Source organism: Arthrobacter sp. MMS18-M83, from assembly GCF_026683955.1.
Lineage (GTDB): Bacteria > Actinomycetota > Actinomycetes > Actinomycetales > Micrococcaceae > Arthrobacter.
The window spans coordinates 2,151,298-2,166,490 of record NZ_CP113343.1 but is presented as its reverse complement, the minus strand read 5'-3'; the positions used below and the strand labels follow the sequence as shown (position 1 = coordinate 2,166,490).

Here is a 15,193-nt window from a genome sequence, read left to right as displayed (position 1 = left end):
ATAATCATGATCAACGGTCACGCTGAACCGCAATCGAACTCCTGGGACCAGAACGCACCTAGGCCGGCCCCGTTCCGGCTCTCACCGGACTGGAACGGCGTGCGAGCCACAGGACGATTTGCGTCCTACTCGAAGGCAGACACCTGGTATCCCTCCTGGGGCGCCGACGGTGCCCTCTACTCACCGTTCACCGACGGCGATGTCATGGGCATCCGCTCATGGAGCGTCGGCGTAGACGCCACAACGGGGCACGCAACCATCCACGGGGACGACCCGCTCGACCTCAAGATCGACAACATCGGCGTGGTCGCAGCCTCGCCGGCCCCATACGGGGGCCGCTATCCGTCCGCATCCCTCATGCTTGACGGGACCTGGTACTACGGCACCTACTGTCTCGTCGAGACTCCCGACCGCGGCTTGAACTGGGACGTACTCGGTCCCTTCGTCGGGTTCCGTACCTCAACGGATGGAGGCCAAACCTGGGAAGAAGGCCCCCGCACGCCCACTGACACGGTATTCGGCGAATCTGTCACGTCAGGCCGACCAATACGCTTCGGCGCCCCCCACTTCGTCGACTTCGGGCGCAACAACGAGCACGCGCCTGGGGGATATGCCTACCTGGTCGGGCACGGAAGCCGGACCTCGAGCGATCAACTGAGCTGGATCTCCGGAGACGAGATCTTCCTGGCGCGCACGAAGCCCACCGTCGAGGGCATCAACGAGCCCGATTCATGGGAGTTCTACGCAGGGCTCTCTGGCGCCGAGCCTCAATGGTCACGTGACCTGGATGACGCGCACCCAATCGCCTCCTGGCCGCAACACATGGGATGCGTCACGGTCACATACAACGCCGCTGCCAAGAAGTACCTCATGTGCGTCACCGACGGCTGGCCCACCATCAAGGAAATGGACTCCTACATCCTCGAGTCGGACAGCTTGTTCGGGCCGTGGAAGATGGTCGCCTACATGGAAAACTTCGGGCAGCAAGCATACTTCCTGAACTTCCCTTCCAAGTTCATCTCCGAGGACGGCACCCGCGCATGGCTCAGCTATTCCGCCAATTTCACCGACACCTACATGTACCCGGTCATGAAGGCTGACCCCGTAGGCAGCAGATACTCGATGTGCCTGCTCGAGATCGAGTTCCAACGCGTGGAAGGCCACGACAGTGACCGGTCCGCTTGATCTCACGGGGAAGTCCGTACTGATCACCGGCGGATGCGGCGCACTGGGCATTGCGATTGTGCGAAAGCTCACAGAGTGCGGCGCCCAGGTGGTCGTGAATGACCTCCTGCCACCCGAGGAGGCCGTTACCAGGCTGCCAACGAACGTCGCATATGAAAGGGGGGCGTGTCGATCCGCTGAGGAGGCTCAAGACCTCTTCGACCGGGCATCGCGAGTCCTCGGCCACGCGCCGGATGTCCTTTGCTGCCACGCAGGAGTCGTGGGAACACACCCCATCGCCGAGTACCCGGAAGACGAACTGGACAATATCCATGACACCAATGTCCGCCCCGCGGTGCTTCTCGCCCAGGCGGCGTCCAAGGCATGGCGCCATCAAGGGCGTCGGGGGCAGCTCATCTTCACCAGTTCATGGGTGAGCGACGTTCCTTGGCCCGGAATCGCACCGTACAGCGCATCGAAGGCAGCGCTTAACGCGTACACACGAAGTTTCGCACGAGAACTCGCGCCCCACGGCATTCGAGCGAATGCGGTGGCCCCTGGGATCGTCGGCGCCGGAATGGCCAAGCTCCAGTGGGAAACGGACCCGGACTACCGGGCCCGCGCCCAGAAGGCCATCCCGCTCGGCGAACTGCAGACGCCCGAGTCAGTGGCCAACGCGTTCCTCTTCCTCGTCAGCGATCTATCGTCCTACATGACGGGGACCATCCTCACCGTCGATGGTGGCGCCGGCCTCTATCCAATGGACTAGCGTGCCTGACAAACAGGCCGGCATCTGAGTCGGAGTCTTGGACGCGTCCCGGGTTTCCGATTGCTGCGGATACGCGGACGATGCCCGAGGGGGTTATCTGCCGGTTACCGGTGCCGGATCTGCCTGCGTCCTTCCGGCCTGTCAATGTCAGAAGCTGACTGCGCAACCTGCCCGTGTTTCGGGCTGTGCAGATGCGGTGTGAGCACCGGCTGATCGGTACTAGGTATGGACGCCGGCCGGGGTGCGCATTGCTGCGCAATGCGCGGAGCGGGGACCGAAGGTCCCGACCAATTGTTGGACCGGTCCCCATTCTTAGCGGAAAATTTGGCCGGCTTTACTGCAAGGAGCATCATGAAAGACGTAACGCTGGGACTGGTCGGCGTGGGACGTATCGGCGTCATGCACGCCAAGAACATTGTCGCCCTTAACGAGGTGATGCATCCGCAGGGCATCAATGTCCGGCTTGCAATCACTGATGTAGCGGCAGATCATGCCCGCATAATCGCAGGCAGCCTGGGGGCTGAATTCCTGCCGTCACTGGCGGAGCTTCTCGCATCCGGGATCGACGGACTTGTCATCGCTACAGGCACAGGAACACACCCGGATCTGATCAAAGCCGGAGTCGATGCAGGCATCCCGGTCTTCTGTGAGAAACCAGTCGCCATGAACGTTCCGGACTCCCGCCCGGTTCTGGAGTACATCCGCGCCAGGAAAGGCACTGTCCAGATCGGTCACCAGCGCCGGTTCGATGCCGGCTACCTGGAAGCGAAACGCGCATACACCGCCGGGGAGCTGGGCTGGATCCACTCGCTGCGAGCAGTCACCTGCGACATGACTCCACCGCCAGTGGAGTTCCTTGCCAGCTCCGGAGGAATTTTCAGAGACTGCTCGGTGCACGATTTCGACATCCTGCGCTGGCTCACCGGGCGGGAAATCGTCGAAGTGTATGCGAAGGGATCCAATAATGGTGATCCGCGGATCGGTGAAGTCGGTGACGTAGACACCGCTCTTGCCGTTGTCACCTTCGATGACGGAACAATGGGCACTGTCTCTGCCAGCCGATACAACGGCGGAGGGCACGACGTCCGGCTGGAGATCCAAGGCTCCAAGGGGTCCCTGATGGTCGGCCTTGACGAAAAGGCCGCGCTACGTTCCGCCGAGGAGCACGTGGCATTCCCTTCGAACGAGCCACACCTCACTTTTGCGGAGCGTTTCGATGGGGCATACCGATCAGAAATGGCGGCCTTCGTCGAACTGATCCTCGGACAGCGCACGAACCCCTGCACCGCGGAAGATGCAGTGGCCGCCTCCAAGGTCGCGGACGCTGCCCAGGAATCCCTGGAATCCGGTGTCCCGGTGCGAGTCGCCCAGGCCGGCGCTCCAGCCCAGATTGGGAACTGAAATGCTGGTCAGAGGGGCTTCCTCCATAACCGCCCAGCTCGTGGCAGCGCCCATATCTTGGGGTGCATGCGAGACGGAAAACCGGGGCTACCAGCTCCCGCCCGAACGGGTTTTCCAGGACATGAAGGATCCCGGAATCCGTGCCACGGAATTCGGACCAACGGGCTTTCTCCCCCGGGCCCGCACGCACCTGGGCAGCTGCGCAGTCCACAGCCTCCCCTTTACAGCAGAAGCCCAGCAAACCTCCTGCGATGAACGCTGACCGATCGCACACTGCCGCTGGCGCCCTCACCACGGGAGCGCCGCCGGCCCCCGCTCCATACTCGCAGGTGCTGCGTCTCAAGCGTTGCGGACCGGAACCGCTCTACTACCAGCTCGCTCAAAGTCTCGAGCAAGCCGTTGCAACAGGAGCGATCGCCCACGGAACCAGGCTGCTCCCGGAGAAGGACATGGCCCGGGAACTGAACGTCGCCATCGGGACCGTTCGCAACGCATGGGCCTACCTCGAACGCAAGGGAGTGCTCCACCGCCAACGGCATGCCGGCACGGTCATCCGGTAGCTTCGAGGCCCCGAGACCTTGACGGGCGGTCCGGCCCGGAATCCTGCCGTATCTCAAAGGCAACCCACACACAATTAGCGAGAAAAGGGGCTTGGACCATGAAATCCCCGACCTATGAAGACACCCGCGCGGCTGTCACGGCCCAGGCCCAGACACGGCTCCAAGGCGAGTCGGACACGTCCCGCGAAACCAACACGCTCACCTGCGACGACGCCTGCGTGTTCTGCACCCTGCCGGAAACCGACTGAGCACAGCCACACATCCCACCGACCCGGCCGGGGCAGCGCACTCGCAACCGGTGTCCCGGCCGACCAAAGCCACAAGACACCCGCAGCCTGGCGGATCATCGCTGCTGGCCAGGCAAGAAATCACTAACCCCACCCCCACCTCGACCAGGACCATGAACAATGCAAACAATCCCCGAAAGCCCCTCCCACAACGAGGCCCAACTGCCAGCACCGCTCCCGGACTGGTCCCAACTCTCCCGCCACGACACCGTCAAAGTGTGTTGCAACAACGCCAACGTTCTGTCTGGAAGGATCGACATGATCGCCTACGACCGAAGCGTCTTCTGGCTGATCCAAGATGCCGGCATGGGCAGAATCATGATCTGCGACGCTGACAACCCGGTGGTCACCAGGATCCCGCCAACCCTGGAAGTCCGCTAGCCGCCAGCCAATGATGCCCGCAAGGATAGAATCACGAACCGGCGCCTTCAAGAATATTCTCCGAGACCGGAGCCAAAGCCGGGTCTTAGCCAGATGGGGCGGGTACCTGACAAGGATCCCTGCCTAACACATAGGCGGTAGGCCGAACCTGGGGTGGCCGGTCAGTAGATGCAACGCGGTGGAGTCGTGAAACCGTCGGTGGGGGAGGCCCGACCCTTATTCGAACATATTTTCGAATAAGGGTGTCATGAGTCTTGCTTTGGGCCCCGGATGATAGACGCGCGGGCGCCTCCGGGGCGCGTTCCGGTAGAGCCGGTGGCCGTCCCCCGCGGGTTACCCGTCTCCGAGCCAGCGACGGCGACGAACTCATCGTGAACAAGGCATTGGAGCCCAAGGACAGGTCGGTGGCGGAGTTCTAGGTCTTGAGCAAGGAAAGGCAGGAATCGATGGCGCCCCGGAGATCTGCACAGTCCACCAGTGTTGACAGCGCCGCGTCGGGGGTTGAGATTGAACGGATCCTCATCAGGTACGGCGCGACGAGGTTCATGTACGGCTGGATCGAAGACAGGGCAGTCATCGCTTTCGTTGCCAGAGGCCGCCAGGTAAGGTTCAGCTCCCCATGCCGGATAAGCATAAGCGTAGGTTCACGCACACCCTGGCCAAGGGACCGGCGAAACCACCATCACAGTCATAGGCAACCTCACCACCGACCCGGAACTGCGGTTCACCCCGGTTTCCCGTGGGTTCGGGAAAACTGAAGGTACTCCCGTCGCGAACTTCACGGTCGCCTCCACACCTCGTACGTTCGATCCGGCCTCTAATGAGTGGAAAGATAGCGAGACGCTTTTCCTCCGTGCCACGGTGTGGCGGGAGATGGCCGAGAACGTCGCCGCCTCCCTCATTATCGGGGGTTCAGGTGGCAACATGGCTGTTTGTCGATGCTGCCACGTCGTGGACATGTCTACGACATGTTCTCCCGGTCGAGAAATAGGACCCCCGCGAAATCGTGGGGGTCCTATCAGCAGGAGATTGAATCGCTTGGGCGGTGGCCCTAGATGAATCTTCCTACTTTTGTGGAGGGGTTACATCGCTTGGGCCAGCACTCCAGCCCTTGACGATGAAGGATCCGACGACGGTCACGCCGTCTTCGGCATAGAGGGGGACCTCCTTGTCGCCGACGCGGCCGGCCTGACCGGATGCAACCCGCGCTGCCACCTCCGCCGGAGACTTCGGCATAGCTCGGGATTCCAGGTCAGTTTTCCGCACGTACCCCCGCGTCTTGTGGTCCTCTCCTATAGCTGCAATGAGGTCAGGTTCATCTCCCGGCCGGGTCGAGTGGATTGCCGACCCGTAAGTTTCGCCTCTGGCGTTCTTCGAGTACGAGTGCGTCACCTGGACACCTCCCTGGTTCGAACTGGTCCCTGTAGCTGACGCTGCTACCGCTGACGATATTCCGAATCCCCCGAGCCCTCCGGCCACGACGACAGAGGCAATCGCAATCATGGACTTTAGTGACATTGACATCATCCCCCCGCGTAAATATTTGGCGATTTGTTCGTGTAATAGTAGTCGTAGCCGTTACCGTTATAGGTGGCGGTAACTCCCCAACTAAAGTAATAACCCAGCCCGCAGGGGATCAATAGGTCATCGTTAAATTGCGGGGTGCTAGAGGTGTTGTAATGGTACCCGTGATCTGCGCACATGGGCGGATTGGTGGTCCCATCGTCAAGGAACGAGCGGGCATCGGCGCCAAGATAACCCATCGGAGCGTAATGGCCATCAGCCGTATAAATCCACGTATCCACATAACCAGGCCAATTGTCGTTTTCCGCCGTCGCCTGGTTCTCGTACTCTATCCCGTCCGACCAGAGGTATCCGAGGCTTCCATACACCGTGGATGCCTGCGCAATACCGGCGCCGGTTCCAATCAGAAGGCCGACCAAGAGAGCAACGCTGAAACGCCGGCTGAGCTTCAAACGGAAGCCGCCCGAACGCGCTTTTCGATTAGAATGCCACGTAATCATTTCCCCCGTAAATGATGAATTCCAGTTGTGACTGATTCTGATTATTTTCACCGCGGCAAACAAAGTCTGCTCCTCGGTAACTTTTCTTGTCAATACCAGAAGAGAACTATTTTGACCATTCACCGTTCCTGCAGGTTGATTCTGAAAACCATGAGCGGATGCCGCCGGACCTTCTTGCGTCGCAGCGTTCAACGCGCCGGCCCACCCCTACGCCGTCGCACCCCGCCCGCTGGCCGTGAAGGAACGCGACGGCCAGCTGGTACTTCGCCTGCCGGCCCACTCCTTCGCTACCGTTCGCGGCACACTGACCGGTCAGGCGCCCGAGGCCGCGGCTGCCGCTGCGGTGACGATCGCTCCCGCCATGAACAGCAAGCCCTGCCTCAACTGCTGAGCAGTGATACGGCGAAAGGTCCCCATCGTGCCTTGGTGCGGTGGGGCACAAGGCGCCGACTTACCTTTAACTCACCTTAATCAGCGACAAACAATGACAATTCACTGACTGTCGTTGATCCCAAAACCCCGGTTTGACCTGGGCATGACGCCGTCCGGCTGGCCATAGGATGTTGGACAATACATTGCCTTTGAAAGGTGCCTCATGGGGAACGATATCGAAAGACGTCCGCCGCGCCTGGAGGACGTTGCCGCGCACGCCGGAGTTTCGCACCAGACCGTCTCGCGGGTGGTCAACAACCACCCCAACGTCAGCAAATCAACTCGCGAACGCGTCGAAGCCGCAATTGCCGAACTCGGCTACCGGCGCAATACCGCTGCCCGGTCTCTGGTGACCCGGAGGTCCCAGGTCATCGGCGTCCTGGGGACCGAGCTCGCCCAGTATGGCCCGGCCAATACGCTGCTCGGCGTGCAACAGGCTGCCCGCGAAGCCGGTTACTTTGTGAGCATCGCGGCCCTGAAGGAATCGGGAGCGAACTCCGTCGCAGATGCCGTCCGCTACTTCACCGACCAGGGTGCCGACGGGATCATCGTGATCGTCCCTCATGACGGAACGGTCCAGACTCTGGAAGGGCTGAATCTGGATGTGCCCGTGGTTGTGGTGGGGGCCGGTAGTCATGGTCGCTTCAGCGGGGCCATGGTGGATCAGAAGCGGGGGGCGCGGGTGGCCGTGGCCCACCTGGTCAGCCAGGGCCACAGGCGGATCGGCCATATTTCGGGCCCGCGGGACTGGATTGACGCCGCGGCGAGAGCTGAGGGCTGGCGTGAGGAATTGGCGGCGGCTGGCCTGGCCGACGACCTTCTACTCGAAGGCGACTGGAGCGCCGCCAGCGGCTACCGGATGGGCCAGAAACTTGCCGCAAAGCGTACAGCCACGGCGGTGTTTGTGGGAAACGACCAAATGGCGCTTGGCTTGCTGCGAGCATTCAACGAGGCCGGCGTCCGGGTGCCCCAGGACGTGTCGCTGGTTGGCTTCGACGACCAGCCGGAAGCCGCCTACTTCACCCCGCCGCTCACCACTGTGCGGCAGGACTTTGAGGAGCTCGGGAGGCGCTGCATGGACATGATGCGGAAGCAGATCGAGGATGGCGCGGCAAGCAGCACCATCGTGGTTGATCCCGAGCTTGTGGTCCGGGCCAGTACCTCGCCCCTACCCTAGCCCCCGCGGATGGCTGTACACGCATTCCTTGACAGACCTCTTGTTAGCGCTCACAATTAACGAGCCGCTAAGAAGCCGGCACGCTATTGGAGGACTTTCATGGACGTCACAGCAGACGGCAACGAACACTGCGTCATCGGCGTGGACTACGGCACCCTTTCCGGCAGGGCCGTGGTGGTGCGGGTCAGGGACGGCAAAGAGCTGGGAAGCGGCGTGTTCGACTACCCGCACGCAGTCATCACGGAGGCATTGCCGGCCGATCTGGCGGGCGACAGCGCCACGCGGCTTCCGGGGGAATGGGCACTTCAGGTGCCAGAGGACTACCGGGAGGTGCTGCGTCACGCGGTCCCAGCAGCAGTGCGCGACGCCGGGATCGATCCGGCCGCCGTCGTCGGGATCGCCACCGACTTCACGGCCTGCACCATGGTGCCGGTGAAGGCCGACGGCACGCCGCTGAGCGAACTCCCCGGTTTCGCCAACCGGCCGCACGCCTATGTGAAGCTATGGCGCCACCACGCGGCCCAGGGGCAGGCGGACCGCGTCAATGCACTGGCCGCCGAGCGCGGCGAGACGTGGCTGCCGCGCTACGGCGGGCTGATTTCCTCTGAATGGGAATTCGCCAAGGGGCTCCAGCTCCTTGAGGAGGACCCGGAAGCGTACGCGGCGATGGACCACTGGGTGGAAGCTGCGGACTGGATCGTCTGGCAGCTGTGCGGAAACTACGTGCGGAACGCCTGCACCGCGGGTTACAAGGGCATCTACCAGGACGGCGCCTACCCGTCCACGGAATTCCTGGCCGCCCTGAACCCGGACTTCAAGGACTTCGTGGGCAGCAAGCTCGAACACACCATCGGCCGGCTGGGCAACGCCGCCGGATACCTCACGGCCGAAGCCGCCGCCTGGACCGGCCTGCGTGAGGGCATCGCCGTTGCGGTCGGGAACGTGGACGCCCACGTCACTGCGCCGGCGGCCCGCGCCGTGGAACCGGGACAGCTCGTCGCCATCATGGGCACCTCCACCTGCCATGTCATGAACGCGGACGTCCTGCGTGAGGTGCCGGGCATGTGCGGTGTGGTCGACGGCGGGATCGTGGACGGGCTCTGGGGTTATGAGGCCGGCCAATCCGGGGTGGGCGACATCTTCGGCTGGTTCACCCGGTACGGCGTCCCGCCCGAATACCACGAGGCCGCAGCCCTGCAGAGGCTCGGCATCCATGAATACCTCACCGAGCTCGCCTCCCGCCAGGCGATCGGTGAGCACGGGCTCATCGCCCTGGACTGGCACTCGGGCAACCGCTCGGTCCTGGTGGACCATGAGCTGTCCGGCGTGATCGTGGGCCAGACGCTGGCAACGCGCCCGGAGGACATCTACCGGGCGCTCCTGGAGGCCACGGCCTTCGGCACCCGCACCATTGTGGACGCCTTCCGGGACTCCGGGGTCCCGGTGAAGGAATTCATCGTTGCCGGAGGACTGCTCAAGAACAAGCTGCTGATGCAGATCTACGCCGACATCACGGGCCTGCCGCTCTCCACCATCGGCTCCACCCAGGGTCCCGCGCTGGGTTCGGCCATCCACGCCGCGGTCGCTGCGGGGGAGTACCCGGATATCCGGGAGGCCGCGGCTGCCATGGGGTCCGAACCGGGCGCCGTCTTCACGCCGATCCCGGAAAACGTCGCCGCCTACGAAGAGCTGTTCCGCGAATACCGGACCCTTCACGATTACTTCGGCAGGGGAGCGAACGAGGTCATGCACCGGCTCAAGAAGATCCAGCGGAACGCCGTTGGACCCGTTGCTTCGGAACCAGTACTCACGGCAGGGGTTTCCGCATGAGCGCGTTGCTGGACGCCATTGCCCGGATCCGGGCCGAGGTGTGCGCGCTACATGCCGAACTGACCCGTTATGAGCTGGTGGTCTGGACCGCGGGCAATGTCTCGGCCCGCGTCCCGGGGCATGACTTGATGGTCATCAAACCCTCGGGGGTTTCCTACGACGAGCTCGCGCCAGACCTCATGGTGGTCACTGATCTCTACGGCACTCCGGTCAAAGCAATCTGCACCGGTCAGGAAATCGTGGAGTGGGGCAATCCGGACCTTTCGCCGTCGTCGGACACCGCCGCGCACGCCTACGTGTACCGAAACATGCCCGACGTCGGCGGAGTGGTCCACACGCACTCCACCTATGCCACGGCCTGGGCCGCGCGCGGGGAGCCGATCCCGTGCGTGCTGACCATGATGGGCGACGAATTCGGCGGCACCATTCCGGTGGGCCCGTTCGCGCTGATCGGAGACGATTCGATCGGCCGCGGCATCGTGGAAACGCTCCGGGCTTCCCATTCACCGGCGGTCCTGATGCAGAATCACGGCCCGTTCACCATCGGCAAGGACGCCCGCTCCGCCGTCAAGGCCGCCGTCATGTGCGAGGAAGTGGCCCGCACGGTCCACATTTCCCGGCAGCTCGGTGAACCGCTGCCCATCGACGCGGGCCAGATCGAATCCCTCTACGACCGGTACCAGAACGTCTACGGCCGGTAACACGGCCTGCCGCTAACCCGCGGCACCCACGAACTTCTCAAGGAGAAACCCATGCCACACGCCCACAACACTTCCCTCGAACATTACGAAGTCTGGTTCCTCACCGGCAGCCAGCACCTGTACGGCGAAGACGTCCTCAAGCAGGTCGCCGCGCAGTCCCAGGAGATCGCCGCCGCCTTGAACGCGTCCTCCGATGTTCCGGTCAAGATCGTCTGGAAGCCGGTACTCACGGACTCGGACGCCATCCGCCGCACCGCGCTCGAAGCGAACTCCGATGATGCCGTGATTGGCGTGACGGCCTGGATGCACACCTTCAGCCCGGCCAAGATGTGGATCCAGGGACTGGATCTGCTCCGCAAGCCCCTCCTGCACCTGCACACGCAGGCGAACGTGGCCCTGCCGTGGGCGGACATCGACTTCGATTTCATGAACCTGAACCAGGCAGCCCACGGCGACCGCGAATTCGGGTACATCCAATCCCGCCTCGGCGTGCCGCGGAAGACCGTCGTCGGGCACGTCTCCAACCTCGAGGTCACCCGCCAGGTCGGAGTCTGGCAGCGCGCCGCCGCCGGCTGGGCTGCCGTCAGGTGCCTGAAGCTGACGCGTTTCGGGGACAACATGCGCAACGTCGCCGTCACCGAAGGGGACAAGACCGAAGCCGAGCTGCGCTTCGGCGTCTCGGTCAACACCTGGTCCGTCAACGAGCTCGGCGACGCCGTGCACGGCGCGCCGGAGTCCGACGTCGGCGCCCTCGTCGCCGAGTACGAGCGTCTCTACGAGGTGGCACCGGAACTGCGCGCCAGCGGTGCCCGGCACGACTCGCTGCGCTACAGCGCCCGCATCGAACTCGGTCTGCGGTCCTTCCTGGAGGCGAACGGCTCGGCCGCGTTCACGACGTCGTTCGAGGACCTGGGAGCGCTGCGCCAGCTTCCCGGCATGGCCGTGCAGCGGCTCATGGCCGACGGCTACGGCTTCGGTGCCGAGGGCGACTGGAAGACCGCGATCCTGGTCCGGGCCGCCAAGGTCATGGGCGCCGGACTGCCCGGAGGCGCCTCCCTCATGGAGGACTACACCTACCACTTGACCCCGGGGCAGGAGAAGATCCTCGGCGCGCACATGCTCGAGGTCTGCCCCTCCCTGACCGCCACCAAGCCGCGCGTGGAGATCCACCCGCTGGGCATCGGCGGCAAGGAAGACCCCGTCCGCATGGTCTTCGACACCGACTCAGGGCCCGGCATCGTCGTCGCGCTCTCGGACATGCGCGACCGGTTCCGCCTCGTGGCGAACGCCGTCGACGTCGTGGACCTCGACGAACCGCTGCCCAACCTCCCGGTCGCCCGTGCCCTGTGGTCGCCCAAGCCCGACTTCGCCACCTCCGCCGCCGCGTGGCTCACCGCCGGTGCCGCGCACCACACCGTGCTCTCCACGCAGTTGGGCATGGACGTCTTCGAAGACTTCGCCGAGATCGCGCAGACGGAACTTCTCACCATCGACGAGGGCACCACCATCCGCCAGTTCAAGAAGGAGCTCGCCTGGAACGCCGCCTACTACAAACTCGCTGGCGGCTTGTGAGCTGGATGGAACACGGCTAGTTGTACTGCGACGGACTAGTTGAGTGGCGTGGGAACCGTCGGGGAATAGGCGGACGAATCCCCCTGGATCGACTGGCTCGGCTTGCCTTCCACACCAACTGGGATGTCGCCGGCAATGGTCACTCGGTTGAGCTTGCGGGGCTGGCCATCGTAGTTGTCCGGGGCGTAGTGTTGGGTGATGCGGGGCGGTTTCGAACTTGATGCGGGTGAATTCCTTGCGGCGCTCATCGGCATTCTCATGTTCCAGGTTCTTGGGCACCGAGTCTATCGGGTCGGCGCTGTAGTGGTCCGGCAGCGTCTCCCGGCCCGTATGTGTGTCGGTTAGCGCCGGTATTGGCCAGCGAGGGGGCAGGTGAACGGGTCCGCTGCTTTGAGTCCGACCTTGTTGAGATAACGGATCACTATCGCGTACGAGTGCAGCAGCCCTGTTTCGGTGTACGCGATCCCCGCCGCATCACAGTGGGCCTTGACCAGTTGGCGGACCTCGCGTAGGTGCGGACGGGGCATATCCGGGAACAAGTGGTGTTCGATCTGGTGGTTAAGGCCGCCCATGAGCAAGGTCACGAATCGTCCGCCGGCGATGTTGCGGGACGTGACAACCTGCCGTGTCAGGAAGTCCACCCGGCTGTTTTCGGGAAGGATCGGCATCCCTTTGTGATTTGGCGCGAAACTTCCGCCCATGTACAGCCCGAACACAGCGACCTGCACGGCGATGAATGCAACCGCGACGCCGGGGGAGAGGACGAGGAAAATCAGTCCGATATAGGTACCGAAGCGCAGACCTAGCAGGGCCAGCTCAAGCCATCGGTGCCTCACCGCCCTGCGCCGGAGCAAGTACTTCAACGAATCAATGTGCAGGGTCCATCCGAGGAAAAGGAACAGAGGGAAGAGCAGATAGCCCTGGTGTTTGCCAAGGGTCCGGCCGAGTCTTCCACGGCCGCTTGGTATCTCGTTGTGGAAGATGACCGCACCCTGGGCGATGTCCGGGTCCTGATTGACCATGTTCGGGCGGGCGTGGTGCCGTGAGTGCTTGTCGGTCCAGTACGAGTAACTCATGCCCACTACCAGTGTGGCGATGAGGCGTGCAGTCCACTCGTTCGCGGGCCGGGACGCGAACACCTGCTGATGCGCCGCTTCGTGGCCGAGGAAGGCGAACTGTGTGAAGACGACACCCAAGGCGCCTGCCACAGCCAGCTGAAGCCAGGTATCGCCCAAGAGGAGGAACACCACCGAGATTCCAGCCCCCACCATGGCCAGGATCGTTAGCAGAAGGAGGTAGTAGCGTTGGCACCGCCAGAGCAGCCCTGCATCCCGGACGGTCTTCAGGAGGCTCGCGTAGCTGCTTGTGATGCTGTTGATCCGGACCCCGGGCGGGGCAGGTCGGGACGGGATCGTGAACGTGGGCACCGAAGGCTGGTTGGTTAAGGACAAGGCGTTGCCTCCTCGGATGCGCTTATGATGCGCTGCCGGGGTCCGGGGCAACACAACAAGCGTAGGCGCGACCGGCCCCACGCGTCCAGAGGAATGGGGTCCTGGCCGGGAACATCTCAGCGGGGTCCTGGGCGACCGGGGTCACGGTCTACGGACGCCCGCGTTCTCTCGCCTGGGTGGGTCGGATTTTACCGCGGCGCCGACTGTCGTTGTGATCAGGGTGGACATGATTTCGACCGCATCATGGTTCGAAAGGCCGTTGTCATGGCATAGCGATCGCCATGTCCAGAAGGAGATCCCGTGGCTGAGGGTGGCGCGTAGTCTGGGGTTCCTGTTTGGCTCGAAAAACGGCTCGAGTAGGACGTCCCGGAAATAGGCGTTTCTGGATTCGAGCTCTGTGCGGTGTGTCTGGGGGAGCGCGTCCCAGTCCGCATAGATTCGGGTGAGCATGGCCTCGCCTTCGCGGTAGAACCGATACAGGTCGGACAGTCCAGCGGTGAGCCGGCCGAGGGGATCGGCATGCCCGGACCAGGCCGCGGGGTCCGGGAGTTGCTGCTGTGAAAGCCAGTGCGAGGAGCAGGCAGAGAACAGTGCTTCGTCGTCGGGAAAATGCCGGTAGACCGTCAGCCTGGTGACACCGGCCTTCTCAGCGATGCCCGCGATCGTGGTGCGGGCCGGCCCGACGGAACCGTGCAGTGTCACGGCCGCGTCAACGATGCGCTGGTGCGTGCCGCTTATCTGTTCGGTTCTTTTGCTCATCTCGTAGCGCCGACTCTTGGATGAACGGTGGTGTTCACTCAATGTATTGACACTGATCCTTCACTGCCGGACAATTTCGATAAACACAATTGTATATTGAAATTGGAAGGTGATCTGTCATGGACATGGAGAATGCTCCGCGGCTGACGGTCGTGCAACCGGGCCAGGGGCGGGAGGGCAGTCTCGGATCGATCGGGGTTGTCTTCAAGCTTTTCGGCGAGCACACCGATGAACAGATCTCGATTGTGGAGCACCCGTTTCCTGTCGGGGCTTTGGTGCCCCCGCACACTCACACGAGGGAGGATGAGTACTCGATCGTCATTGAAGGCGAGATCGGGTTCCGGTCCGGCGATCGTGAGGCCGTGCTCGGCGCCGGGGGCTACATCACGAAACCGCGGGGTGAGCTCCACACGATGTGGAACGCCGGCAAAGTCCCGGCACGAATGATCGAGATCATCAGCCCCGCGGGATTTGAGCATTTCTTCTGGGGGCTCGCAGATCACTTCGAAGCGGGGCCGCCGGATCCCGAGGTGATCGGCAAATTGGCCGCCGAATACGGGCTGCAGTTCGGCCAGCCGCCCTGGCTGCCGGACATTATCGCCCGGTACGGGCTGACACCTCCAATGGGCTGAAGGGAGCGGGGCGTCAGGCCAATACTCCATCGACGCCGCGAGCGGAGTGATTT

At 63.1% G+C, this 15,193-nt stretch carries 16 protein-coding genes and 1 pseudogene; 12 read left to right on the top strand and 5 right to left on the bottom strand.

The genetic code is table 11. The features are described from left to right. Positions 1–6: 6 nt before the first annotated feature. The 6 genes from OW521_RS10225 (at position 7) to OW521_RS10200 (ending at position 4,562) form a co-directional block, all read left to right on the top strand. Positions 7–1,185 (top strand): hypothetical protein, encoded by a 1,179-nt coding sequence (locus tag OW521_RS10225; RefSeq protein WP_268025111.1) that lies wholly within the window; start codon positions 7–9, stop codon positions 1,183–1,185. Next, entirely contained in the window at positions 1,169–1,933 is a 765-nt protein-coding gene (locus tag OW521_RS10220) for an SDR family NAD(P)-dependent oxidoreductase (RefSeq protein ID WP_326494029.1), read from the top strand. The genes OW521_RS10225 and OW521_RS10220 overlap by 17 nt, the downstream gene beginning before the upstream one ends. A 351-nt stretch (positions 1,934–2,284) precedes the next feature. Further along, positions 2,285–3,334, top strand: coding sequence for a Gfo/Idh/MocA family oxidoreductase (locus OW521_RS10215; protein ID WP_268025109.1), 1,050 nt, complete (start codon positions 2,285–2,287; stop codon positions 3,332–3,334). 251 nt (positions 3,335–3,585) lie between these two features. Beyond that, positions 3,586–3,894, top strand: a complete 309-nt coding sequence (locus tag OW521_RS10210) for a winged helix-turn-helix domain-containing protein (protein WP_268025107.1) — start codon at positions 3,586–3,588, stop codon at positions 3,892–3,894. A gap of 98 nt (positions 3,895–3,992) precedes the next feature. Next, on the top strand, positions 3,993–4,142 hold the full coding sequence (locus OW521_RS10205) for a hypothetical protein (protein WP_268025105.1): 150 nt from the start codon (positions 3,993–3,995) through the stop codon (positions 4,140–4,142). Between the two features lie 159 nt (positions 4,143–4,301). Then, on the top strand, positions 4,302–4,562 hold the full coding sequence (locus OW521_RS10200) for a hypothetical protein (RefSeq protein ID WP_268025103.1): 261 nt from the start codon (positions 4,302–4,304) through the stop codon (positions 4,560–4,562). 415 nt (positions 4,563–4,977) lie between these two features. Here OW521_RS10200 and OW521_RS10195 read toward each other — a convergent pair whose 3' ends face one another. Further along, the gene (locus OW521_RS10195) at positions 4,978–5,139 is read right to left on the bottom strand and encodes a hypothetical protein (protein ID WP_268025101.1); all 162 of its coding nucleotides are present in this window, start codon (positions 5,137–5,139) and stop codon (positions 4,978–4,980) included. A 104-nt stretch (positions 5,140–5,243) separates the two neighbouring features. Here OW521_RS10195 and OW521_RS24380 point away from each other — a divergent pair, with 104 nt between their 5' ends. Then, complete coding sequence (locus OW521_RS24380) at positions 5,244–5,621, top strand: single-stranded DNA-binding protein (RefSeq protein ID WP_442781272.1); 378 nt, start codon at positions 5,244–5,246, stop codon at positions 5,619–5,621. A gap of 464 nt (positions 5,622–6,085) precedes the next feature. Here OW521_RS24380 and OW521_RS10185 read toward each other — a convergent pair whose 3' ends face one another. After that, positions 6,086–6,778, bottom strand: coding sequence for a hypothetical protein (locus OW521_RS10185; protein ID WP_268025099.1), 693 nt, complete (start codon positions 6,776–6,778; stop codon positions 6,086–6,088). Positions 6,779–7,181: 403 nt separating this feature from the next. Between OW521_RS10185 and OW521_RS10180 the strand changes: the two genes are divergently transcribed. The 4 genes from OW521_RS10180 (at position 7,182) to araA (ending at position 12,298) form a co-directional block, all read left to right on the top strand. After that, the gene (locus OW521_RS10180) at positions 7,182–8,195 is read left to right on the top strand and encodes a LacI family DNA-binding transcriptional regulator (protein WP_268025097.1); all 1,014 of its coding nucleotides are present in this window, start codon (positions 7,182–7,184) and stop codon (positions 8,193–8,195) included. Positions 8,196–8,294: 99 nt separating this feature from the next. Further along, on the top strand, positions 8,295–10,025 hold the full coding sequence (araB, locus tag OW521_RS10175) for a ribulokinase (RefSeq protein ID WP_268025095.1): 1,731 nt from the start codon (positions 8,295–8,297) through the stop codon (positions 10,023–10,025). Continuing rightward, positions 10,022–10,726: an L-ribulose-5-phosphate 4-epimerase gene (locus OW521_RS10170; RefSeq protein ID WP_268025093.1), complete on the top strand. Its 705-nt coding sequence runs from the start codon at positions 10,022–10,024 to the stop codon at positions 10,724–10,726. Before araB ends, OW521_RS10170 begins: the two co-directional genes overlap by 4 nt. 51 nt (positions 10,727–10,777) lie before the next feature. Beyond that, positions 10,778–12,298, top strand: coding sequence for an L-arabinose isomerase (araA, locus tag OW521_RS10165; protein ID WP_268025091.1), 1,521 nt, complete (start codon positions 10,778–10,780; stop codon positions 12,296–12,298). A 35-nt stretch (positions 12,299–12,333) separates the two neighbouring features. Here araA and OW521_RS10160 read toward each other — a convergent pair. From OW521_RS10160 to OW521_RS10150, 3 genes and pseudogenes are all read right to left on the bottom strand, one after another. Continuing rightward, positions 12,334–12,580, bottom strand: a pseudogene (locus OW521_RS10160) (hypothetical protein); the annotation flags it as partial. A gap of 59 nt (positions 12,581–12,639) precedes the next feature. Continuing rightward, positions 12,640–13,749: a fatty acid desaturase family protein gene (locus OW521_RS10155; protein ID WP_268025089.1), complete on the bottom strand. Its 1,110-nt coding sequence runs from the start codon at positions 13,747–13,749 to the stop codon at positions 12,640–12,642. A gap of 141 nt (positions 13,750–13,890) precedes the next feature. Continuing rightward, positions 13,891–14,508: a TetR/AcrR family transcriptional regulator gene (locus tag OW521_RS10150; RefSeq protein ID WP_268025087.1), complete on the bottom strand. Its 618-nt coding sequence runs from the start codon at positions 14,506–14,508 to the stop codon at positions 13,891–13,893. 119 nt (positions 14,509–14,627) lie between these two features. On the opposite strand from OW521_RS10150, the gene OW521_RS10145 reads away from it, so the two are divergent. Beyond that, positions 14,628–15,140, top strand: a complete 513-nt coding sequence (locus OW521_RS10145) for a cupin domain-containing protein (protein ID WP_268025085.1) — start codon at positions 14,628–14,630, stop codon at positions 15,138–15,140. Positions 15,141–15,193 lie beyond the last annotated feature (53 nt).